Origin of the sequence: Bradyrhizobium sp. UFLA01-814, assembly GCF_046718885.1 — a bacterium.
GTDB classification, from domain to species: Bacteria; Pseudomonadota; Alphaproteobacteria; order Rhizobiales; family Xanthobacteraceae; genus Bradyrhizobium; species Bradyrhizobium elkanii.
In genome coordinates, this window is record NZ_JAQOSR010000083.1 from 17,409 (window position 1) to 38,022 (window position 20,614).

The following is a 20,614-nucleotide window of genomic DNA, read 5'->3' on the forward strand; positions in this document are numbered from 1 at the left end:
CGGGTCGGGACGTAGGTACTGTTCCCTCTCCCGCTTGCGGGGGAGGGGCAGGGTGGGGGTGCTGCCACGAGTCGTATTGCGGAGAAAGCCCCCACCCGGATCGCATCTTTGATGCGATCCGACCTCCCCCGCAAGCGGGAGAGGTAAGAGAAGATTGCGGCCGTTTCGATCGAAGCAATATCCATTCCGGCTCTAGTTGCCGCCGACCTCGCCGCTGATGACGTCGCCGAACAATTGCCAGCGCTCGCCCTTGAACTGCATCAGCTGCAGCTGCTCGATCGGCTGGAAGTCGGCAGGCCCGGTCGACAGCGTCACGCCGGGCAGCAGACCGCCCTGCGCGAATTGCTTCAGGCTCGCCGCCTGCTTCATCACATTGGCGCGGGTGAGGTCGTCGCCGCAGCGGCGCAGCACCTCGACCATCGTGGTCGCCATGTTGTATCCGGTCATCGCCGAGGCATCGACGCGGTTGGTGTCGGGCATGTATTTGGCGAGCAGTTCGTCGAACGCCTTCATGCCGGCATCGTCCTTCCATTGCGGATCGCTGGCGTCCTTGGCGTAGGCGGCCGAGATCACGCCCTGCGCATTGTCGAGGCCGGCCGGACGCATCACGGTCGCGGTGGAGGCCGAGACGTTGGAGACGATGGTCACCGGCTTCCAATTCATCTCGCCGAGCTTCTTGATCGCCTGGGCGCCGAATTTCGGCGTGGTGAAGAAGACGATGACGTCGGGATTGGAGGATTTCAGCCGCACCACATGAGAATCGATCGTCGGCTCGGCGACTTCATAGCTCTCCTTGGCGACGACGCGCGCGGGGTCGCTGGCGAAGCCGTCTTCCAGGCCCTTGAGGTAGTCCTTGCCCATGTCGTCGTTCTGGTAGAGCACCGCGACCTTGGCGGCGGGCTTCTCCTTGAGCAGATATTTCGCGTAGATCCGCGACTCGCTCTGGTAGCTGGGCAGCCAGCCCATGGTCCACGGGAAGGCCTTCGGATCGTTCCACTTGGTCGCGCCGGTGGCGACGAACAGCTGCGGCACTTTCTTGGCGTTGAGATATTTCTGGATCGCGGTGTTGGAGGCGGTGCCGAGCGTGCCGAACAGGAACAGCACCTCGTCGCTCTCGACCAGCTTGCGGGCCTGCTCGACGGCCTTCGGCGGCGAGTAGGCGTCGTCATAGGAAACGAACGTGATCTTGCGCCCGTTGATGCCGCCGTCGTCGTTGACCTTCTTGAACACCGCGGCCATCGCCTTGCCGACCACGCCATAGGCCGACGCCGGGCCGCTATAGGGCACGATGTTGCCGATCTTGATCTCGGTGTCGCTCGCACCGGTGTCATATTTCTTCTGCGCCCATGCGGCATTGCCGGTCGCGGCGGCGACGGCGAGGCCGAGCAGGGCGGTTGCGACACGGTGTCGGATCGGCATCGGCATTTCCCGAGATCTCCTTGTTGTTGCCGCCGCGCGACGGCGCCGGTTTCTTGTCGGGGTCTTGCCGGTTTACCTAGCGTATTGCCGGGCAAAGTGTAAGCAGGCATTGCCCGGGCCGGCCTGCGAGCGGGGCCGTGGCTTAGATCCTGGTTTCTGACGCGTTTTCTTCGCACGAACCGGTATCCGCTTCGTCCGAAAACGCGCCAACAAAAAGCCCCCTGCGACGGTATCGCAGGGGGCCATTCCCGGTCGAGGGGCGGCGGGAAATCAGCCGCCGACGTCGGCGCTGATGACGTCGCCGAACAGTTCCCATTTCTCGCCCTTGAACTTCATCAGCTGCAGCTGGCTGATCGGCGCGAAATCGTTTGCCGCGGTGTTGATCTTGACGCCAGGCAGCAGCACCTCGGTGCGAAAGTCCTTCAGGCTTGCGGCCTGCTTCATGATGTTCTCGCGGGTGAGGTTGTCGCCGCACTGCTTCAGCACCTGGACCAGCGTCTGCGCCACGCCGAAGCCGACCACGGTGCCGCCGTCAAGCTTGTCGCCTTCGGGGAAGTCCTTGGCCATGAAGGCGTAGAACTCCTTCATGCCGGGGTCATTGTCCCATTGCTTGTCGGAAGCGTCCTTCAGGTAGGCAGCGGAGATGATGTCCTGCGCGTTCTCGAAGCCGGCCGGCTTGATCACGCTGCCGACCGAGGCCGACACGTTGTTGAGGAAGTGGGTCGGCTTCCAGCCGATCTCGGCGACCTTCTTGATCGCCTGGGCCGCGAATTTCGGCGTCGCGATGTCGATGAAGACGTCGGCGTTGCTCGCCTTCAGCTTGACGATGTTGCTGTCGATGGTCGGCTGGGACGTCTCGAAGCTTTCTTCGGCGACGATCATGCTGGCGGCCTTCTGGCCGAGCCCGTCCTTCAGGCCCTTCAGGTAGTCCTTGCCGTAATCGTCATTCTGGTAGAGCACGGCGATCTTGGCGTTCGGCATGTTCTTCAGGATGTACTTGGCGTAGATCTGGGTCTCGCTCTGGTAGTTGGGCTGCCAGCCCATGGTCCAGGGAAAGTCCTTCGGGTCGTTCCACTTGGTGGCGCCGGTGGCGACGAACAGCTGCGGCACCTTCTTGGAGTTCATGTATTTCTGGATCGCCGAGTTCGACGGCGTGCCGAGCGAGTTGAAGATCAGCAGCACCTCGTCGCTCTCGACCAGCTTGCGGGCCTGTTCCACGGCCTTCGGCGGCGAATAGGCGTCATCGTAGGAGATGAAGTTGATCTTGCGGCCATTGATGCCGCCGGCGTCGTTGACCTTCTTGAAATAGGCGGCCTCGGTGCGGCCGATCACGCCATAGGCGGATGCCGGGCCGCTGTAGGGCATGATGTTGCCGATCTTGATCTCGGTATCGCTGGCGCCGGTGTCGTATTTCTTCTGGGCAAGCGCGGCGCTGCCGGATGTCGCGACGAGCGCGAGCGCGGCCCCGAGGACCGCAAGTTTCTTGGTAGCGGACATCTATGTCTCTCTCCCTGTTTGTCAGACGCATGTGTCTCGGCCCTCTTGCTTGGAGAGCTCTTTGTTTGGCTGCAGTGATTATCATTTTAGGCGGTTCGCCTCAATGAGAAGCCCCTGCGGCAAACGCCGCAGGGGCGGTATCTTTGGTCGACCTTCCCGGCCTAGCCGCCGACGTCGGCGCTCAAGACTTCGCCAAAGCGCTCCCAGGTCTCGCCCTTGAAGCGGATCAATTGCAGTTGCGAGAGCGGCGCGAAATCGGTCGCCGAGGTGTTGACCTTGACGCCGGGCAGCAGGCCGCCGGGCTCGTAATCGCGAATGCTGGCCGCCTGCTTCATGATGTTCTCGCGGGTCAGATTGTCGCCGCAGGCCTTGAGCACGTGGACCAGGCCCTGCGAGACGATATAGGCGTACATCACCGAGGCATCGGCCCGGTTCGCTTCCGGATAGTACTTATCGAGGAATTCGTTCCAGGCGATCATCGCCTTGTCGGTCTTCCACTGCGCGTCGGTCGGATCCTTGAAATATTGCGACGAGATGATGTCCTGGGCGTTCTCGAAGCCTGCCGGCTTGATCACGCTGCCGATCGATCCGGAGACGTTGTTGAGGAAATGCAGCGGCTTCCAGTTGAGCTCGGCGTTCTTCTTGATCGCCTGCGCCGCGAATTTCGGCGTCGTGATGTTGAAGAACACGTCGGCGCCGGAGGCCTTCAGCCTCACGATGTGGGAATCGATGGTTGGCTCCGTTACCTCGTAGCTGTCCTCGGCGACGATCATTGACGCTGCCTTGGCGCCGAGCCCGTCCTTGAATCCCTTCAGATAGTCCTTGCCGTAGTCGTCGTTCTGGTAGAGCACCGCGATTTTGGCGTCCGGCTTGTTCTTCAGGATGTACTTTGCATAGATGATGGACTCGCTCTGGTAGTTGGGCTGCCAGCCCATCGTCCAGGGGAATTCCTTCGGGTCGTTCCACTTGGTGGCGCCGGTGGCGACGAACAGTTGCGGCACCTTCTTCTGGTTCATGTATTTCTGGATCGCCGAGTTCGGCGGTGTGCCGAGCGAATTGAAGATCAGCAGCACCTCGTCGCTCTCGACGAGCTTGCGCGCCTGCTCGACGGTCTTCGGCGGCGTGTACGCGTCGTCGTAGCTGATGAAGGTGATCTTGCGGCCGTTGATGCCGCCCTCGGCGTTGATCTTGCGGAAATAGGCCTCCTCGGTCTTGCCGATCACGCCATAGGCGGAGGCCGCCCCGCTGTAAGGCATGATGTTGCCGATCTTGATCTCGGTATCGCTGGCGCCGGTGTCGTATTTCTTCTGGGCAAGCGCAGCGCTGCCGGATGCTGCGAGGAGCGCAAGCGCAGCAGCAAATGCCGCCAATTGTCGTATTCCAGACATGCCGTTTCTCTCCCTGATTGCAGATGATGTGTCGCGGCCCCCTGTTTCGAGGGCTCATTATTGGTCGTAAAAACTATCATCTTACCTGGGGTGTCTCAATGAAAAGCCCCTGCGGCATTGCCGCAGAGGCTGCGTCTTTAGTCGATCGCCCTCAAGGCGGGCCGCTGCTCAAAAATCCGCCAACGCGTTGGCTTGTGCGCCGCGCCAACCGCAGAGATTGCGGTCGAGTAAAGCGGCGCCTTTGAGTTGAGCGCGCGGACCGAACAGACCGGCGTGACGATCAGTTGCTCAGATTGCTTGAAATGATGTCCCCGAACAGCTCCCACTTTTCGCCCTTGAACCGCATCAGGCGCAGTTGCTTGATCGGCGCGAAGTCGGTGGCTGACGTGTTGATGCTGATGCCCGGCAGCAGCGTATCGGGGACATAATCCTTCAGGCTCGCGGCCTGCTTCATGACATTGGCGCGGGTGAGGTCGTCACCGCACATCTCCAGCACTTTCACCATGGTCTGCGCGGCGGCGTAGCCGAAGGCGGTGGCGCCGTCGAGCTTGTTGGCGTCCGGATAATTCTTCTTGAGGAAGGCGAGGAATTTCTCCATGCCGGGATCCTTGGCCCACTGCGGATCGGCGCCGTCCTTGAGATAGGACGCCGACAGGATACCCTGCGAATTCTCGAAGCCGGCCGGCTGCATCACGCCGCCGACGGAGGCCGAGACATTGGCGACGATCTGCAACGGCGTCCACGCGATCTCGGCGGCCTTCTTGATCGCCTGTGCCGCGAATTTCGGCGTCGCGATGCTGACGAAGGTGTCGGCACCGGCGGCCTTCAGCTTGACGATGTGACTGTCGATCGTGGGCTCGGATGTCTCGTAGGCCTCCTCGGCGACGATCATCGATGCCTTGTCGCCGAAGGCGTCCTTCAAGCCCTTGAGGTAGTCCTTGCCGAAATCGTCGTTCTGGTAGAGCACGGCGACCTTGGCGTCGGGCTTGTGCTTCATGATGTATTTTGCGTAGACCCGCGCCTCGTCCTGGTAGGACGGCTGCCAGCCCATGGTCCACGGATAATCTTTCGGGTCGTTCCACTTCGAGGCGCCGGAAGCGATGAAGAGCTGCGGCACCTGCTTCTCGTTCATGTATTTCCGGATCGCCGCGTTGCTTGCGGTGCCGACCGAGCCGAACAGCAGCAGCACTTCGTCGTTCTCGACCAGCTTGCGTGCCTGCTCCACCGTCTTGGGCGGCGAGTAGCCATCGTCGTAGGAGATGAATTTGATCTTGCGGCCGTGGATGCCGCCGGCATCGTTGATCATCCTGAAATAGGCCGCCTCGGTCTTGCCGATCACCCCATAGGCCGACGCGGGACCGCTGTAGGGCATGGTGTTGCCGATCTTGATCTCGGTGTCGCTGGCCCCGGTGTCGTATTTCTTCTGAGCCTGCGCGACATTGCAGCTCGTCAGGATCAGAGCGAATGCGGACACCAGCGCCGTCAGGGACGGACGTGCGGCAGTCATGGTTTCCCCACCTCGGGTTCTTTGTTTGGAGTATTCAATACCATCGGCGCGGGGCGTCAACAAAAAGCCCCCGCGACGGATATCGCGGAGGCTGTTGTTTTATTCCCGCAGTGCAACGTCACGTCACTGGGAGGGGACGTCGCCGGAAATGATCTCACCGAACAGTTCCCACTTCTGACCCTTGAAGCGCTGCATCTGCAGCTGGGCGATCGGGGCGAAGTCGGTGGCCGAGGTATTGATCTTGACACCGGGCAGCAGGGTGTCGGGCGTAAAGTCCTTCAGGCTCGCCGCCTGCTTCATGACGTTGGCGCGGGTGAGATCGTCGCCGCACATTTCGAGCACCTTGGCGAGCGTCTGTGCGGCGCCATAGCCGTACACATAGCCGCCATCGGTCTTGTCGGCGCCCGGCATGTACTTGTCGAGAAACTCGGCCCACTTCTTCATGCCGGGGTCGTTGTTCCACTGTGTGTCGGCACCGTCCTTGGCGTAGGCGGCCGACAACACGCCTTGCGCGTTGTCGAAGCCGGCCGGCTGCATCACGCTGCCGACCGAGGCCGACACGTTGGTGATGATCTGCAACGGCTTCCAGCCGAGTTCGGCGGTCTTCTTGATGGTCTGCGCGCCGAACTTCGGCGTGGTGTAGATCAGCAGCACGTCGGGATTGGCGGCCTTGATCTTGACGATATGGCCGTCGATCGACGGCTCCGAAATCTCATAGCTCTCCTCCATGATGATGCTGGAGGCCGCCTTGGCGCCAAAGCCGTCCTTGGTGCCCTTGAGGTAGTCTTTGCCGAAATCGTCGTTCTGATAGAGGATCGCGATCTTGGCGTCGGGCTTCTCCTTCATCAGCCACTTGGCGTAGATCTGCGCTTCGCTCTGGTAGCTCGGCTGCCAGCCCATGGTCCACGGGAAGTTCTTCGGGTCGTTCCACTTGGTGGCGCCGGTCGCGACGAACAGCTGCGGGATCTTCTTGGAATTCAGGTATTTCTGGATCGCGGTGTTGGACGGGGTGCCGAGCGGGTTGAAGACGAGCAACACCTCGTCGCTCTCGACCAGCTTGCGCACCTGCTCGACCGCCTTCGGCGGCGAATAGGCGTCGTCATAGCTGACGAAATTGACCTTGCGGCCGTTGATGCCGCCGCGATCGTTGATCATCTTGAAGTAGGCTTCTTCGGTCTTGCCGATCACGCCGTAGGCGGAGGCTGGTCCCGAATAGGGGATGATGTTGCCGACCTTGATCTCGGTATCGCTTGCGCCGGTGTCGTATTTCTTTTGGGCGAATGCGGCAGTGGACGTCGCGGCAACAGCGACGATCGCCGCGGAAATCGCGGCGATCCGAACGGTAGAAAGCATAATATCTCCTGGTTTGCTTCTATAGGCTGTCAGTTTTTCTTGAACTTTGCGGCCAGTTGCTGGGCAACGATCGCAACCTGCCTGGCGCCGTGAGGCACGAGGAAGATGACGAGGAACAGCAGCACGCCGAACACCGCGCCCGAAAGGCCCTTCGAAATACCCTCGGCGATGTTGGGCACGAAGATGATGAAGGCGGAGCCGACGATCGAGCCCGGCAGCCAGCCGACGCCGCCGACCACCATGCCGAGGAACAGCGAGATCGCGAGCTGGATGGTGTAGCCGTCGGGAGCCACGAACTGCACCGCGATGGCGCCGAGACCGCCGGCGACGCCGGTGATGCCGGCCGAGACGCCGAACGCCAGCGTCTTGTACAGCGCGACGTCGACGCCCATCGCGGAGGCCGCGATCTCGTTGTCGCGGATCGCCATGAAGGCGCGGCCCGAGCGCGAGCGCAGCAGGTTCACCGAAGCGATATAGATCGCGATCGTGACCACCAGCGTGAAGTAATACAGCCACATGTCCTGCCCCATCGGCAGGCCGAACGGCGCATCCGGCTTGGTGACCACGAGACCCTGCACGCCGCCGGTCCAGTGCTCGAAATAGCCCAGCTTCAGAAGCTGCGGCATCGCGGTTGCTAGCGCGAAGGTCGCGAGCGCCAGATAGACGCCGGAAAGCCGCAGCGCCGGCTGGCCGAACAGGAAGCCGAAGCCGAAGCAGATGATGCCGGCGATCGGCAGCGTGAGGGCATAGTTCATGCCCGCATGCTCCATCAGGATCGCCGAGGTATAGGCGCCGACGGCGTAGAACGCGCTCTGACCGAGCGAGAACTGGCCGGAGCCACCGGTCAGGATGTTGAGCGCCAGCACCGCGATGCCGTAGATCAGAAGCATCGTCATCTGGAAGATGATGAAGTTCTTGACGAACAGCGGGATCAGGATCAGCGCGGCGAGCACGACGAGCGAGGTGCCGTAGCCAAGCGTCATGGCGCGCTTGGGAACGGCCTCGACGGCCTGGCCTTCGGTGACGACTTCGACTTCTTCAGCGGCGCTCATGATCAAACTCGCTTCACGATGGCGCGGCCGAACAGGCCTGCCGGTTTGACGACCAGGACGACGATGATCAGCGCAAGCGCGATCGGAAGTTTCAGCTCATTGCCGACGCCGGGGATGTAGGTGCCGACGAGGTTCTCGAAGACGCCGACCAGGAAGCCGCCCATGACGGCGCCGAACGGGCTCGACAGGCCGCCGAGCACGGCTGCGGCAAATCCATAGATCAGCACGCCGAGCATCATGTTAGGCTCGAGGAACACCACAGGTGCGATCATCATGCCGGCGATCGAGCCGATCGAGGCGGCCATGCCCCAGCCCAGCGCGATCATCCAGGAGGTGTTGATGCCGACGAGGCGCGCCGATTCCGGCAGCGAGGCTGCCGCGCGCATCGCCAAACCCACCCGGGTGAAGCGGAAGAAGAAGAACAGCAGGAGCAGCATCAACAGGGTGATGCCGATCATGCCGGCCTGGTGGGTCGAGATCAGCTGGCTGCCGAGGAACGGCGAGGAGCCGAACGGCGTCGGATACTGCTTGATGGTGAAGTCCCAGATCAGGCCGGCGACCGAGTTGATGATCGCGTAGAGCGCGATGAAGCCGGCGACGTTGGTCAGGATCGGCGCCTTGGCCAGCGGCTTGAACAGCAGCCGTTCGATGACGATGCCGGCGGCGAACGAAAAGGCGACGGTGAGCACGAAGGCGCCCCAATACGGCACGCCCCATTGCATCAGCTGCCAGGACACGAAGGTCGAGAACATCGCCATTTCGCCCTGGGCGAAATTCAGATGGTCGATAGCCTGGTAGATCATCACGACCGCGAGCGCCATGCAGGCATAGATCGCGCCCGTGGCGATGCCGGCCAGGACCTGGTTGGCAAAAAGCTCCATTGTGCCAGCTCCCTCAGTAGCCGAGATAGGATTTGCGGACGTCTTCGTTGTTCGCGATGTCCTTGGCATTGCCCGACATCACGATCCGTCCGGTTTCGATCACATAGGCCTGGTCGGCGAGCTCGAGCGCCAGCTGCGCATTCTGCTCGACCACCAGGATGGTCACCTTTTCCTCGCGATTGATCTTGCCGAGGATGCGGAACAGGTCGCGCACGATCAGCGGCGCGAGGCCGAATGATGGCTCGTCGAGCAGCATCAGGCGCGGCCGCAGCATTAGCGCGCGCGCCACCGCGAGCATCTGCTGCTCGCCGCCGGAGAGCGTGCCGGCCTGCTGGGTGTAGCGCTGCTTCAGCACCGGGAAATGCTCGTACATCCGCTCGATGTCGGAGCCGATCGCCTTCTTGTCCGGGCGGCTGATGGCGCCGAGCTGCAGGTTTTCCTCCACCGTCATGTTGGTGAAGGTGCCGCGGCCCTGCGGCACATGGGCGATGCCGAGGCGGACTACGTTTTCGGTCGAGCGCGTGCCGATCGGCTTGCCCTCGAACTCGATCGCACCGGTCGACCGCACCATGTTGCAGATCGCCCGCAGCGTGGTGGTCTTGCCGGCGCCGTTGGCTCCGAGCAGGGTGGTCAGCGAGCCCTCGTTGAGCGAAAAGGAGAGGCCGTGCAGGGCCTGAACCTGGCCGTAATAGGCGCGCAGGTCCTTGACGTTGAGCATCGTGGTCATTGGTCCTTGCTCCCCAGATAGGCCTTGATGACATCAGGGTCGGCCTGGACCTGGGCCGGCGTGCCTTCGGCAAGCTTGCGGCCGAAATTGAGCGCGACGACATGGTCGGCGATCGACATCACGAGACCCATGTGATGCTCGACCAGCAGCACGGTGATCTTGCGGTCGTCGCGGATTTTGCGGATCAGGTCGCCGAGCACATAGACTTCCTCGTGATTGAGGCCGCCGGCCGGCTCGTCGAGCAGCAGGATCTTCGGGTCCGCGGCCAAGGCGCGCGCCAGTTCGACGCGCTTCTGGGTGCCGAACGGAAGTCCCGAGACCACGGTGTGGGCGACGTCCTCGAGATCGAGATAGCCGAGGATGTCGTGCACCTTCTTGTTCATGTCGGTCTCGCCGCGGCGGACCCAGGCGAGGCGCAGCGAGTCGCTGACGATGTCGCTCGAGGTGCGCGCATGCGCGCCGACGCGCACATTGTCGATCACGGACAGGTTGGGAAACAGCGCGACGTTCTGGAAGGTGCGGCCGATGCCGATCTCGGCGATCCGGTGCGGCGGGCGCGACAGGATGCTCTTGCCTTCCATCAGGATGTCGCCGGACGACGGCTGATAGAGCCGCGACAGGCAATTGAACAGCGTCGTCTTGCCGGCGCCGTTCGGCCCGATCAGTCCGAGGATCTGTCCGTGGCGCATGTCGAACGACACGCCGTTCAGTGCGATGATGCCGCCGAACACGACGCTGACGTCGCGAACCGCGAGCAGGGGATCATTCCCCTGCGCGAGTTGTGCCTGCGTCATCTCGTCTCGCCCGCCGTCTTCGAGCGGTGCGAGCGGCCCTGCGATGCGTTTCGCTGGACGTGATGGAGGCTATCTGATCCCCTCGGCCAAACGTGCAACTTTCCCTCCTACTCTGGTCTTTTTGCGTTCTTCTTTTTTGGATTGCGGCGCCATTCCACCGAGCGCCTGCTCGATGTTCCTTACCATCGCCACAAGACGAGGTCCAATGTCGTTGAGCAATCTGTCTTCCGTGAAGCGGAATGCCGGCGCGCCGCAATTGAAGGCGTAAGGACCGGTTCCGTCGTTCAATCTCAATGCGACGCCGACCGCGGCGACGTCGTTCTGCCAGTCGCCTGCGGACATCGTGAAGCCGTGCTTCGCGACCGTCTCGCCGGAGCGCTCGATGCCGTCGCGCATCTTGGCCCAGCGGCTGCCGTAGTGATCGCGCAGCTCGCGCAGTAAAGCCGTACGCTCGTCGGGCGGCAATGCCCAAATATAGGCACGTCCCATCGCTGTGGTTGCGATCGGCACCCGCGAGCCGACGTCGAGTTGTACGCCGAGCGCCAGGCCGTTCCGGCTCTGGCCGAAATAGATCATGCTGTGGCGGTCGCGACCGCCGACGGCGACTGCGCCGCCGGTCGCGCGCATCACTTCTTCTCGATAGGGCTCGGACAAATGCCGAACGCCGAGATTGGCGAGCGCGGCGTAGCCGAGTGCCATCGCCGACGGCGCGAGCTGGTACTTCTCGAACTTCGGTACAGGTGTAAGGTATCCCAGCTTGGTGAGCGTGTAGGTCAGCCGGGAAATGGTTGGCTTCGGTAACTTGGTGCGGGCGGCAATCTCCTGATTGCCGAGCAGCCCGTCATTGGGTTGGAATGCGCGCAGGACGTCCAGTCCGCGGGAAAGCGCGACGACGAAATTGCGATCGGTCGCTGCTTTCTTGCTAGCGCGCTTCATCCCTATCCTTGCCCTGCCCTTGTCATGCTCGTTGACAAGGCACGTGCTTCAAAATAACCCTCCATGTCAAGATGTGGAATTAAATTTCGCAGTGCGAAATTGGTCTAATCGTAGCGGCTCGACGCAAGTCGTGCAGCTACTCAACACAAGTTCAAGAACAAACATCCAGGGAGAGTCCCGGTGAGTGAAGTCGTCAAGCTCGAACGTCATGACAATATTGCCGTCGTCACGGTTAACAGTCCGCCCGTGAATGCGCTGAGCGCCGCGGTGCGCGGCGGCATTTTCGAGTGCATCAAGAGCGCGATCGATGATGCGCAGGTTCAGGGCATCGTGCTGACCTGCGCCGGCCGCACCTTCATCGCCGGCGCCGACATCACCGAATTCGGCAAGCCGCCGAAGCCACCCGGGCTCGCCGAAGTGCTGAGCCTGATGGAGAGTTCGCCGAAGCCGATCGTTGCCGCGATCCACGGCACCGCGCTCGGCGGCGGTCTCGAGGTCGCGCTGGCCTGCCACTATCGTGTCGCCACCAAGGACGCCAAGCTCGGTCTGCCCGAGGTGAAGCTCGGCCTGCTGCCGGGCGCCGGCGGCACCCAGCGCCTGCCGCGCGCGGTCGGTCCCGAACTCGCGGTCAAGATGATCGTCGGCGGCGATCCGATCGGTGCGGACGCGGCGCTGAAGGCCGGCCTGATCGAGGAGATCGTCGAGGGACCGGCCTCGGGCGGTGAGGCATTTGCGCGCAAGGTGGTCGCCGAGAAGCGTCCGCTGCGCAAGCTGCGCGACGATGACAGCAAGCTCGCCGCGGCCAAGGCCGATCGTTCGATCTTCACCAATGCGGTCGCTGCGCTGACCAAGAAGTCGCGCGGCCTCGAGGCGCCGTTTGCCGCGGCCGACGCCGTCGGCGCCGCGATCGACCTGCCGTTCGATGAGGGCCTGAAGAAGGAGCGCGAGGGCTTCCTCAAGCTGATGAACGGCGACCAGTCCAAGGCACAGCGCTACGCGTTCTTCGCCGAGCGCGAAGCCGCCAAGATCTCCGGTGTCCCCGAGGGCACCAAGGGCCGCAACGTGGCGCGCGTCGCCATCCTCGGCGCCGGCACCATGGGCGGCGGCATCGCGATGTCGTTCGCCAATGCCGGTATCCCGGTCACCTTGATCGAGACCGGCGAGGAGCAGCTCAAGCGCGGCATGGGCATCATGCAGAAGAACTACGAGGCGACCGCCGCGCGCGGTGGCATCCCGGCGGACGCGCCCGCCAAGCGCATGGCGCTGATCAACGGTGTCGTCGGCATCGAGAACGTCGGCGACGCCGATCTCGTGATCGAGGCGGTGTTCGAGACCATGGCGGTCAAGAAGGAAGTGTTCGGCAAGCTCGATCAGTACGCCAAGCCGGGCGCGGTGCTGGCCTCCAACACCTCCTATCTCAACATCGACGAGATCGCGCAGTCGACCAAGCGTCCGCAGGACGTGCTCGGCATGCACTTCTTCTCGCCGGCCAACGTCATGAAGCTGTGCGAGATCGTGCGCGCCGACAAGACCGCGCCGGACGCGCTGGTCACCGCCGTCTCGATCGCCCGCAAGATCGCCAAGGTGCCGGCCGTGGTCGGCGTCTGCGACGGCTTCGTCGGCAACCGCATGCTGGCGCAGCGCGGCAAGCAGTCCGAGAAGCTGTTGTTCGAAGGCGCCCTGCCGCAGCAGGTCGACGCCGTAGTGACGAAGTTCGGCATGCCGATGGGCCCGTTCGCGATGGGCGATCTCGCCGGTCTCGATATCGGCTGGCGCTCGCGCAAGGACCGCGGCATCAAGTCGGAGATCGCCGACGCGCTCTGCGAAGCCGGCCGCTTCGGCCAGAAGACCGGCAAGGGCTACTACAAGTATGAGCAGGGCTCGCGCGCGGCGCTGCCCGATCCGGAGGTCGAGAAGCTGATCGACGAGACGCTGGCGCGCCTCGGCCGCAAGAAGCGCGTCGTCAGCGACGACGAGATCCTCGAGCGCATGATGTACCCGATGATCAACGAAGGCGCGAAGATCCTCGCCGAGGGCATCGCGGCGCGTCCGTCGGATATCGACGTGGTCTGGCTCTATGGCTATGGCTGGCCGATCTATCGCGGCGGTCCGATGTTCTGGGCCGACACCGTCGGCCTCAAGCACATCGCCGATCGCCTGGCCTTCTACGCCAAGGAGACCAACGATCCCTCGCTCGAGCCGGCGCCGCTGCTCAAGAAGCTCGCCGACGAGGGCAGGACCTTCGCCTCGCTCGCCGCGCCGTCGAAGGCGGCGTGATTGGCCGACTGTAACCACGTGTCATTCCGGGATGCGCCGTAAGGCGCAGACCCGGAATCTCGAGATTCCGGGTTCACGCTGCGCGTGCCCCGGAATGACAGTTTCCAGAGTCTGGTTTCCATGACCTATCCCGGCGAACAATATTATCCCAACGGCGTGCAGTGGAGCGACGAGATCACGCGCGGCACGCTGCCGGACCTGCTCTCGAGCGCCGCCGCCGAATTCGGCGCGCGCCCGGTGCTCGAATTCCGCGACCGGCCGATCAGCTACGCCGAGCTGGAGGCCTTGGTCGAGACCGCCGCTGCGGCCTTCATGCGGGCCGGCTACGGCAAGGGCACGTCGGTCGCGCTGTTCCTCGGCAATTCGCCTGACCATCCGATCAATTTCTTCGGCGCGCTAAAAGCCGGCGCCCGCGTCGTGCATCTGTCGCCGCTCGACGGCGAGATCGCGCTGTCGCACAAGCTCTCCGATTCCGGCGCGCGGGTGCTGGTCACCAGCAATTTGTCGGCGCTGTTGCCGACCGCGCTGAAATTCCTCGCCAAGGGTCTGCTCGACCGTCTGATCGTCTGCGAGGACGACAATTGGGGCAAGGTCGGCACGCCGCAAACCGCGCTGCCCGACAATCCTGCTGTGATCACGCATCGCCAGTTTATCGACGGCGCGACCAGGCCATCGCAATGGCCGGCGGTCGACGTAGAGGACGTCGCGCTGCTGCAATATACCGGCGGCACCACCGGCCTGCCCAAGGGCGCCATGCTCAGCCATGGCAATCTGACCGCGGCGGTGACGATCTACGACGTCTGGGGCAAGCCCGGGCGGCTCGAACGCAACGCGATCGAGCGCGTGATCTGCGTGCTGCCGCTGTTTCACATCTACGCGCTGACCGTCGTGCTGCTGTCGGCGATCCGGCGCGGCCATCTGATCTCGCTACACCAGCGCTTCGACGTCGAGGCCGTCATGCGCGACATCGAGGTCAAGCGCGCGACGGTTTTTCCCGGCGTGCCGACGATGTGGATCGCGATCGCTTCGCTGCCCGATCTCGACAAGCGCGATCTTTCTTCGCTGGTGGTCGCCGGCTCCGGCGGCGCGCCGCTGCCGGTGGAGGTCGCGAAGATCTTCGAGCGCCGCGTCGGGATGAAGCTGAAGAGCGGCTGGGGCATGACCGAGACTTGCTCGCCCGGTACCGGCCATCCCAAGGAGGGGCCGGAGAAACCGGGCTCGATCGGCTTGATGCTGCCCGGCATCGAGATGGACGTGGTGTCGCTGGAGGATCCCACCAGGGTGATGCCGGTCGGCGAGGTCGGTGAAATCCGCATCCGCGGCCCGAACGTCACCAAGGGCTACTGGAACAGGCCGGCGGAGACCGCGGAGGCTTTCGTCGGCGACCGCTTCCTCACTGGCGACATCGGCTACATGGATGCCGACGGCTATTTCTATCTGGTCGACCGCAAGAAGGACATGATCATCTCCGGCGGCTTCAACGTCTATCCGCAGATGATCGAGCAGGCGATCTACACCCATCCCGCCGTGCAGGAGGTGATCGTGATCGGGATTCCCGACGATTACCTCGGTGAAGCCGCAAAAGCCTTCATCAAGCTGCGCGACGGGCAGCCGGCGTTCTCGATCGACGAGCTGCGCGCGTTCCTCACCGGCAAGGTCGGCAAGCATGAACTGCCGGCAGCGCTCGAGTTCGTCGACGAGCTGCCGCGCACCCCGGTTGGAAAGCTGTCGCGTCACGAATTGCGCCAGCAGCAGCCCAGGCCTTCTCAAACCAAGACTGCTCAAACCAAGACATCTCAATCCACGCAACAGCAGACTGCATCAGGATCCCGCTCATGACCGACGCCGTTATCGTCTCCACCGCCCGCACGCCGATCGGCAAGGCCTATCGCGGCGCGCTCAACGTCACCGAAGGCGCGACCTTGCTCGGGCACGCGATCGGCGAAGCGGTGGCGCGCGCCAAGGTCGATCCGAAGGAGATCGAGGACGTGGTGATGGGCGCGGCGATGCAGCAGGGCGCGACCGGCGGCAACATCGCGCGCAAGGCGCTGCTCCGCGCCGGGCTGCCGGTGAGCGTTGCCGGCACCACGATCGACCGCCAGTGCGCCTCCGGCCTGCAGGCGATTGCGCTTGCCGCGCGCTCGGTGATCTTCGACGGCGTCGAGATCGCGGTCGGCGGCGGCGGCGAGTCGATCTCGCTGGTGCAGAACGACAAGATGAATTCCTTCCACGCCCAGGATCCGGCGCTGCTCAAGATCAAGGGCGAGGTCTACATGCCGATGATCGACACCGCCGAGATCGTCGCCAAGCGTTACAACATCTCGCGTGAGAAGCAGGACGAGTATGGGCTCGAAAGCCAGCGCCGCACCGCCGCCGCGCAGCAGGGCGGCAAGTTCAAGGAAGAGCTCGCGCCGATCACCACCATGATGGCGGTCACCGACAAGGCGACCGGTGCCGTCACGATGAAGGAGGTGACGCTGTCGCAGGACGAAGGTCCGCGGCCCGAGACCACGGCCGAAGGGCTTGCCAGCCTCAAGCCGGTGCGCGGCGAGGGCTTCACCATCACCGCCGGCAACGCCAGCCAGCTTTCGGACGGCGCCAGCGCCTCCGTGATCATGAGCGACAAGGAAGCCGCCAAGCGCGGCCTGACGCCGCTCGGCATCTTCCGCGGCTTCGTCTCCGCCGGCTGCGAGCCGGACGAGATGGGCATCGGCCCGGTGTTCGCGGTGCCGCGGCTGCTGAAGCGCCACGGCCTCAAGGTCGACGACATCGATCTCTGGGAGCTCAACGAAGCGTTTGCGGTGCAGGTGCTCTATTGCCGCGACAAGCTCGGCATCGATCCGGAGAAGATCAACGTCAATGGCGGCGCGATTTCGGTCGGCCATCCCTACGGCATGTCGGGTGCGCGGCTCACCGGCCACGCGCTGATCGAGGGCCGCCGCCGCAAGGCCAAATACGCCGTGGTCACCATGTGCGTCGGTGGCGGCATGGGCGCGGCCGGCCTGTTCGAGGTGTTGCAGTAATTCACCGTCGTCCTGGCGAAAGCCAGGACCCATACCCCGCGGCCGGGGTAAGGGGCACGGACGGCAGTCGCCTTCGCAGGACAACGAAGGCCGGTGGTAATGGGTCCTGGCTTTCGCCAGGACGAAAACGAAACAAGACGTTAGGTTTCGCTCAAAAGGAGGATCCGATGGATCTCGCTTTCACCAAGGAAGAGATAGCGTTTCGCGAGGAGGTGCGGGAGTTCTTCAAGAACAACGTGCCGCCGGAGACCCGGCGCAAGCTGCAGGAAGGCCGCCATCTGTTGAAGGACGAGATGGTCACCTGGTGGCGCATCCTCAACAAGAAGGGCTGGGGCGTCACCCACTGGCCGAAGGAATATGGCGGCACCGGCTGGAGCACCGTGCAGCACTACATCTTCAACGAGGAGTTGCAGTCCTATCCCGCGCCGCAGCCGCTCGCCTTCGGCGTCAGCATGGTCGGCCCGGTCATCTACACCTTCGGCAACGAGAAGCAGAAGAAGGAATATCTGCCGCGGATTGCCAATGTCGACGACTGGTGGTGCCAGGGCTTCTCGGAGCCGGGCTCGGGTTCGGACCTCGCGTCGCTGAAGACCAAGGCCGAGCGCCGTGGCGACAAGTGGATCATCAACGGCCAGAAGACCTGGACCACGCTCGCCCAGCACGCCGACATGATCTTCTGCCTCTGCCGCACCGATCCGGCCGCGAAGAAGCAGATGGGCATCTCCTTCATCGTATTCAGCATGAAGTCGAAGGGCGTCACCGTGCGCCCGATCCAGACCATCGACGGCGGCCACGAGGTCAACGAGGTGTTCTTCGACGACGTCGAGGTGCCCTACGAGAACCTGATCGGCGAGGAGAACAAGGGCTGGGATTACGCCAAATTCCTGCTCGGCAATGAGCGCACCGGCATCGCCCGGGTCGGCGTTTCGAAGGAGCGGCTGCGCCGCATCCGCGCGCTGGCCTCCAAGGTCGAGGCCGGCGGCCGTCCTGTCATCGAGGATCCGGCGTTCCGCGAGAAGCTCACGGCCTGCGAGATCGAGCTCAAGGCGCTCGAGCTGACCCAGCTCCGCGTCGTCGCCGACGAGGGCAAGCACGGCAAGGGCAAGCCCAATCCGGCGTCCTCGGTGCTCAAGATCAAGGGCTCGGAGATCCAGCAGACCACCACCGAGCTGCTGATGGAGATCATCGGTCCGTTCGCCGCACCCTACGACGAGCACGGCGATGCCGGCTCCAACGAGAGCATGGATTGGACCGCGCAGATCGCGCCGAGCTACTTCAACAACCGCAAGGTTTCGATCTACGGCGGCTCCAACGAGATCCAGCGCAACATCATCAGCAAGGCCGTGCTGGGGCTGTAGTTTCCTCTCCCTCTCCCCGCGCTTGCGGGGAGAGGGTTGGGGTGAGGGGCATCTCTCCGAGCAACGACTGCCGAGAGACCTGTACCCCCTCACCCGGATCGCTTCGCGATCCGACCTCTCCCCGCAAGCGGGGCGAGGTGAAGAGGGCCCCGGTTTGAACAACGATCAGTTAGTTAAGGGAACGAACATGGATTTTGATCTGTCCGAGGAGCAGCGGCTTCTCAAGGAGAGCGTCGACGGGTTGCTGGCGGATGCCTACGACTTCGATACGCGCAAGAAGTACATGAAGGAGAAGGGCGGCTGGAGCAAAGCGCTCTGGGGCAAGCTCGCCGAGCAGGGCCTGCTTGGTCTGCCCTTCGCGGAGACCGATGGCGGCTTCGGCGCCGGCGCGGTCGAGACCATGATCGTGATGGAAGCGCTCGGCAAGGCGCTGGTGGTCGAGCCTTATCTCGCCACCGTCGTGGTCGCCGGCGGTTTCCTGCGCCATGGCGGCTCGGCCGAGCAGAAGGCCAAGTACATTCCCGGCATTATCGACGGCAGCAGGACCTTCGGCTTTGCCCAGCTCGAGAAGAACTCGCGCTACGATCTCTTCGACGTCGTGACCACGGCCAAGAAGAAGGGCGCCGGTTGGGTGATCGACGGCGAGAAGTTCGTCGTGCTCAACGGCGAGAACGCCGACACGCTGATCGTGACCGCGCGCACCAAGGGCGGCCAGCGCGACAAGACCGGCATCGGCGTGTTCCTGGTTCCGGCGGATGCCAAGGGCGTCACCAGGAAGGGCTATCCCACCCAGGACGGCCTGCATGCGGCCGACATCACCTTCACCAATGTCGAGGTTGGCGCTGCCGCTGCGATCGGCGATCCCGAGAACGGCCTGCCCCTGATCGAGCGCGTCGCCGACGAAGCCCGCATTGCCCTGTGCGCGGAAGCGGTCGGCGCGATGGACGAGTCGCTGAAAGAGACGGTCGAGTACATCAAGACCCGCAAGCAGTTCGGCGTTGCGATCGGCTCGTTCCAGAGCCTGCAGCACCGTGCCGCCGACATGTTCGTGGCGCTGGAGCAGGCCCGCAGCATGTCGATGTTCGCCACCATGGCGTCGGATTTCAGCGATGCCAAGGAGCGTTCGTCCGCGGTCGCCGCCGCCAAGGTGCAGGTCGGCAAGTCCTTGAAGTTCGTCGGCCAGCAGTCGATCCAGCTTCATGGCGGCATCGGCATGACCATGGAAGCCAAGATCGGCCACTACTTCAAGCGGCTGACCATGATCGAGAACACCCTCGGCGACACCGACTATCACCTCCGTCGCGTCAGCGAGGGCGGCGGGCTGCTGGCTTAACCACACAGGCGTCATTCCGGGGCTCGCGAAGCGAGAACCCGGAATCTCACACCACAACTTCTGGATTCCGGGTCTGCGCCTTGCGGCGCATCCCGGAATGACGCGTCAACAACAGGGAAACAACAACAATGAAAAACACCCCGTTCGATCTCACCGGCCAGGTCGCTGTCATCACCGGCTCGAGCCGCGGCATCGGCCGCTCCTCGGCCGAGCTTCTGGCCAAACTCGGCGCCAAGGTCGTGATCTCCTCGCGCAAGACGGACGCCTGCCAGGAAGTCGCCGACGGCATCAAGAAGGCGGGCGGCGATGCGCTCGTCATCCCCTGCAACATCTCACGCCGCAACGAGGTCGAGGCGCTGGTCTCGGGCACGATCAAGCATTACGGCAAGATCGACATCCTGGTCTGCAACGCGGCGGTGAATCCGTATTACGGCCCGCTGCTCGACATCACGGACGAGGCGTTCGACAAGATCATGGGCGCCAACGTCAAGAGCAACATCTGGCTCTGCTCGCAGACCATCCCGCAGATGGCCGAGCGCGGCAAAGGCTCGGTCGTGATCATCTCCTCGATCGGCGGCCTGCGCGGCTCGACCGTGATCGGCGCCTACGGCATCTCCAAGGCGGCCGACTTCGCGCTGTGCCGTAGCCTTGCCGGCGAGTGGGGGCCGAAGGGCGTGCGCGTCAATTGCGTGGCGCCCGGCCTGGTGAAGACCGATTTCGCCCGCGCGCTGTGGGAGGACCCGGACAATCTGAAGCGCCGCACCGCATCGACGCCGCTCCGCCGCATCGGCGAGCCCGACGAGATCGCAGGCGCCGTTGCCTATCTCGCTTCCGACGCCTCGACCTTCATGACCGGCCAGACCATCGTGGTCGACGGCGGCGTCACGACGGCGGCGACGTAAGGGCCGTTCCTTCGCCTCTCCCGCAAGCGCAGGGCTATCGCATTTCGTGGCGGTGCCCTCGTGGCCATCCTTCGAGACGCCCGCCTTCGACGGGCTCCTCAGGATGAGGTCTTGTTTTGCGGCACAATAGTAGACCCTCATGGTGAGGAGCGCCGCTTGCGGCGCGT

At 63.6% G+C, this 20,614-nt stretch carries 16 protein-coding genes; 6 read left to right on the top strand and 10 right to left on the bottom strand.

What is annotated here, in order from left to right:
* Positions 1 to 192: 192 nt before the first annotated feature.
* The 10 genes from PMN64_RS24040 to PMN64_RS24085 all read right to left on the bottom strand — a co-directional run bounded on the left by PMN64_RS24040 (position 193) and on the right by PMN64_RS24085 (position 11,554).
* Positions 193 to 1,425, bottom strand: coding sequence for an ABC transporter substrate-binding protein (locus PMN64_RS24040; RefSeq protein ID WP_411782413.1), 1,233 nt, complete (start codon positions 1,423 to 1,425; stop codon positions 193 to 195).
* A 264-nt stretch (positions 1,426 to 1,689) separates the two neighbouring features.
* Complete coding sequence (locus PMN64_RS24045) at positions 1,690 to 2,916, bottom strand: ABC transporter substrate-binding protein (RefSeq protein ID WP_304497533.1); 1,227 nt, start codon at positions 2,914 to 2,916, stop codon at positions 1,690 to 1,692.
* Positions 2,917 to 3,077: 161 nt separating this feature from the next.
* Complete coding sequence (locus PMN64_RS24050) at positions 3,078 to 4,304, bottom strand: ABC transporter substrate-binding protein (protein WP_411782414.1); 1,227 nt, start codon at positions 4,302 to 4,304, stop codon at positions 3,078 to 3,080.
* Between the two features lie 280 nt (positions 4,305 to 4,584).
* On the bottom strand, positions 4,585 to 5,811 hold the full coding sequence (locus PMN64_RS24055) for an ABC transporter substrate-binding protein (RefSeq protein WP_411782415.1): 1,227 nt from the start codon (positions 5,809 to 5,811) through the stop codon (positions 4,585 to 4,587).
* Positions 5,812 to 5,934: 123 nt separating this feature from the next.
* A complete protein-coding gene (locus PMN64_RS24060; protein ID WP_411782416.1) occupies positions 5,935 to 7,164 on the bottom strand; it encodes an ABC transporter substrate-binding protein in 1,230 nt (409 codons plus the stop codon).
* Positions 7,165 to 7,193: 29 nt separating this feature from the next.
* Positions 7,194 to 8,216 carry a branched-chain amino acid ABC transporter permease gene (locus PMN64_RS24065; protein WP_028339072.1) on the bottom strand — a complete coding sequence of 341 codons (1,023 nt, stop codon included), beginning with the start codon at positions 8,214 to 8,216 and terminating at the stop codon, positions 7,194 to 7,196.
* A 2-nt stretch (positions 8,217 to 8,218) separates the two neighbouring features.
* Positions 8,219 to 9,097, bottom strand: a complete 879-nt coding sequence (locus tag PMN64_RS24070) for a branched-chain amino acid ABC transporter permease (RefSeq protein WP_028339071.1) — start codon at positions 9,095 to 9,097, stop codon at positions 8,219 to 8,221.
* Positions 9,098 to 9,110: 13 nt separating this feature from the next.
* Positions 9,111 to 9,824, bottom strand: a complete 714-nt coding sequence (locus tag PMN64_RS24075) for an ABC transporter ATP-binding protein (RefSeq protein WP_028339070.1) — start codon at positions 9,822 to 9,824, stop codon at positions 9,111 to 9,113.
* On the bottom strand, positions 9,821 to 10,618 hold the full coding sequence (locus PMN64_RS24080; RefSeq protein WP_016847575.1) for an ABC transporter ATP-binding protein: 798 nt from the start codon (positions 10,616 to 10,618) through the stop codon (positions 9,821 to 9,823). The genes PMN64_RS24075 and PMN64_RS24080 overlap by 4 nt, the downstream gene beginning before the upstream one ends.
* A 69-nt stretch (positions 10,619 to 10,687) precedes the next feature.
* On the bottom strand, positions 10,688 to 11,554 hold the full coding sequence (locus tag PMN64_RS24085; RefSeq protein ID WP_157342284.1) for an IclR family transcriptional regulator: 867 nt from the start codon (positions 11,552 to 11,554) through the stop codon (positions 10,688 to 10,690).
* Positions 11,555 to 11,734: 180 nt separating this feature from the next.
* On the opposite strand from PMN64_RS24085, the gene PMN64_RS24090 reads away from it, so the two are divergent.
* The 6 genes from PMN64_RS24090 to PMN64_RS24115 all read left to right on the top strand — a co-directional run bounded on the left by PMN64_RS24090 (position 11,735) and on the right by PMN64_RS24115 (position 20,447).
* The gene (locus PMN64_RS24090) at positions 11,735 to 13,831 is read left to right on the top strand and encodes a 3-hydroxyacyl-CoA dehydrogenase NAD-binding domain-containing protein (protein ID WP_411782417.1); all 2,097 of its coding nucleotides are present in this window, start codon (positions 11,735 to 11,737) and stop codon (positions 13,829 to 13,831) included.
* Positions 13,832 to 13,951: 120 nt separating this feature from the next.
* Entirely contained in the window at positions 13,952 to 15,670 is a 1,719-nt protein-coding gene (gene pimA, locus PMN64_RS24095) for a dicarboxylate--CoA ligase PimA (protein ID WP_411782418.1), read from the top strand.
* The gene (locus PMN64_RS24100) at positions 15,667 to 16,854 is read left to right on the top strand and encodes an acetyl-CoA C-acyltransferase (protein WP_411782419.1); all 1,188 of its coding nucleotides are present in this window, start codon (positions 15,667 to 15,669) and stop codon (positions 16,852 to 16,854) included. The genes pimA and PMN64_RS24100 overlap by 4 nt, the downstream gene beginning before the upstream one ends.
* 167 nt (positions 16,855 to 17,021) lie before the next feature.
* Complete coding sequence (pimC, locus tag PMN64_RS24105; RefSeq protein ID WP_411782420.1) at positions 17,022 to 18,212, top strand: pimeloyl-CoA dehydrogenase large subunit; 1,191 nt, start codon at positions 17,022 to 17,024, stop codon at positions 18,210 to 18,212.
* A 187-nt stretch (positions 18,213 to 18,399) separates the two neighbouring features.
* The gene (gene pimD, locus PMN64_RS24110) at positions 18,400 to 19,545 is read left to right on the top strand and encodes a pimeloyl-CoA dehydrogenase small subunit (RefSeq protein WP_411782421.1); all 1,146 of its coding nucleotides are present in this window, start codon (positions 18,400 to 18,402) and stop codon (positions 19,543 to 19,545) included.
* Between the two features lie 128 nt (positions 19,546 to 19,673).
* Complete coding sequence (locus PMN64_RS24115; RefSeq protein ID WP_411782422.1) at positions 19,674 to 20,447, top strand: SDR family NAD(P)-dependent oxidoreductase; 774 nt, start codon at positions 19,674 to 19,676, stop codon at positions 20,445 to 20,447.
* Positions 20,448 to 20,614: the final 167 nt, after the last annotated feature.

Bases quoted from the DNA above. Each gene is read 5' to 3' on its own strand.
- PMN64_RS24045 (WP_304497533.1), bottom strand. From the start codon at position 2,916: ATGTCCGCTACCAAGAAACTTGCGGTCCTCGGGGCCGCGCTCGCGCTC.
- PMN64_RS24040 (WP_411782413.1), bottom strand. From the start codon at position 1,425: ATGCCGATGCCGATCCGACACCGTGTCGCAACCGCCCTGCTCGGCCTC.
- PMN64_RS24080 (WP_016847575.1), bottom strand. From the start codon at position 10,618: ATGACGCAGGCACAACTCGCGCAGGGGAATGATCCCCTGCTCGCGGTT.
- pimC (WP_411782420.1), top strand. From the start codon at position 17,022: ATGGATCTCGCTTTCACCAAGGAAGAGATAGCGTTTCGCGAGGAGGTG.
- PMN64_RS24100 (WP_411782419.1), top strand. From the start codon at position 15,667: ATGACCGACGCCGTTATCGTCTCCACCGCCCGCACGCCGATCGGCAAG.
- PMN64_RS24085 (WP_157342284.1), bottom strand. From the start codon at position 11,554: ATGAAGCGCGCTAGCAAGAAAGCAGCGACCGATCGCAATTTCGTCGTC.
- pimA (WP_411782418.1), top strand. From the start codon at position 13,952: ATGACCTATCCCGGCGAACAATATTATCCCAACGGCGTGCAGTGGAGC.
- PMN64_RS24075 (WP_028339070.1), bottom strand. From the start codon at position 9,824: ATGACCACGATGCTCAACGTCAAGGACCTGCGCGCCTATTACGGCCAG.
- PMN64_RS24050 (WP_411782414.1), bottom strand. From the start codon at position 4,304: ATGTCTGGAATACGACAATTGGCGGCATTTGCTGCTGCGCTTGCGCTC.
- PMN64_RS24055 (WP_411782415.1), bottom strand. From the start codon at position 5,811: ATGACTGCCGCACGTCCGTCCCTGACGGCGCTGGTGTCCGCATTCGCT.
- PMN64_RS24115 (WP_411782422.1), top strand. From the start codon at position 19,674: ATGAAAAACACCCCGTTCGATCTCACCGGCCAGGTCGCTGTCATCACC.
- PMN64_RS24060 (WP_411782416.1), bottom strand. From the start codon at position 7,164: ATGCTTTCTACCGTTCGGATCGCCGCGATTTCCGCGGCGATCGTCGCT.
- pimD (WP_411782421.1), top strand. From the start codon at position 18,400: ATGGATTTTGATCTGTCCGAGGAGCAGCGGCTTCTCAAGGAGAGCGTC.
- PMN64_RS24065 (WP_028339072.1), bottom strand. From the start codon at position 8,216: ATGAGCGCCGCTGAAGAAGTCGAAGTCGTCACCGAAGGCCAGGCCGTC.
- PMN64_RS24070 (WP_028339071.1), bottom strand. From the start codon at position 9,097: ATGGAGCTTTTTGCCAACCAGGTCCTGGCCGGCATCGCCACGGGCGCG.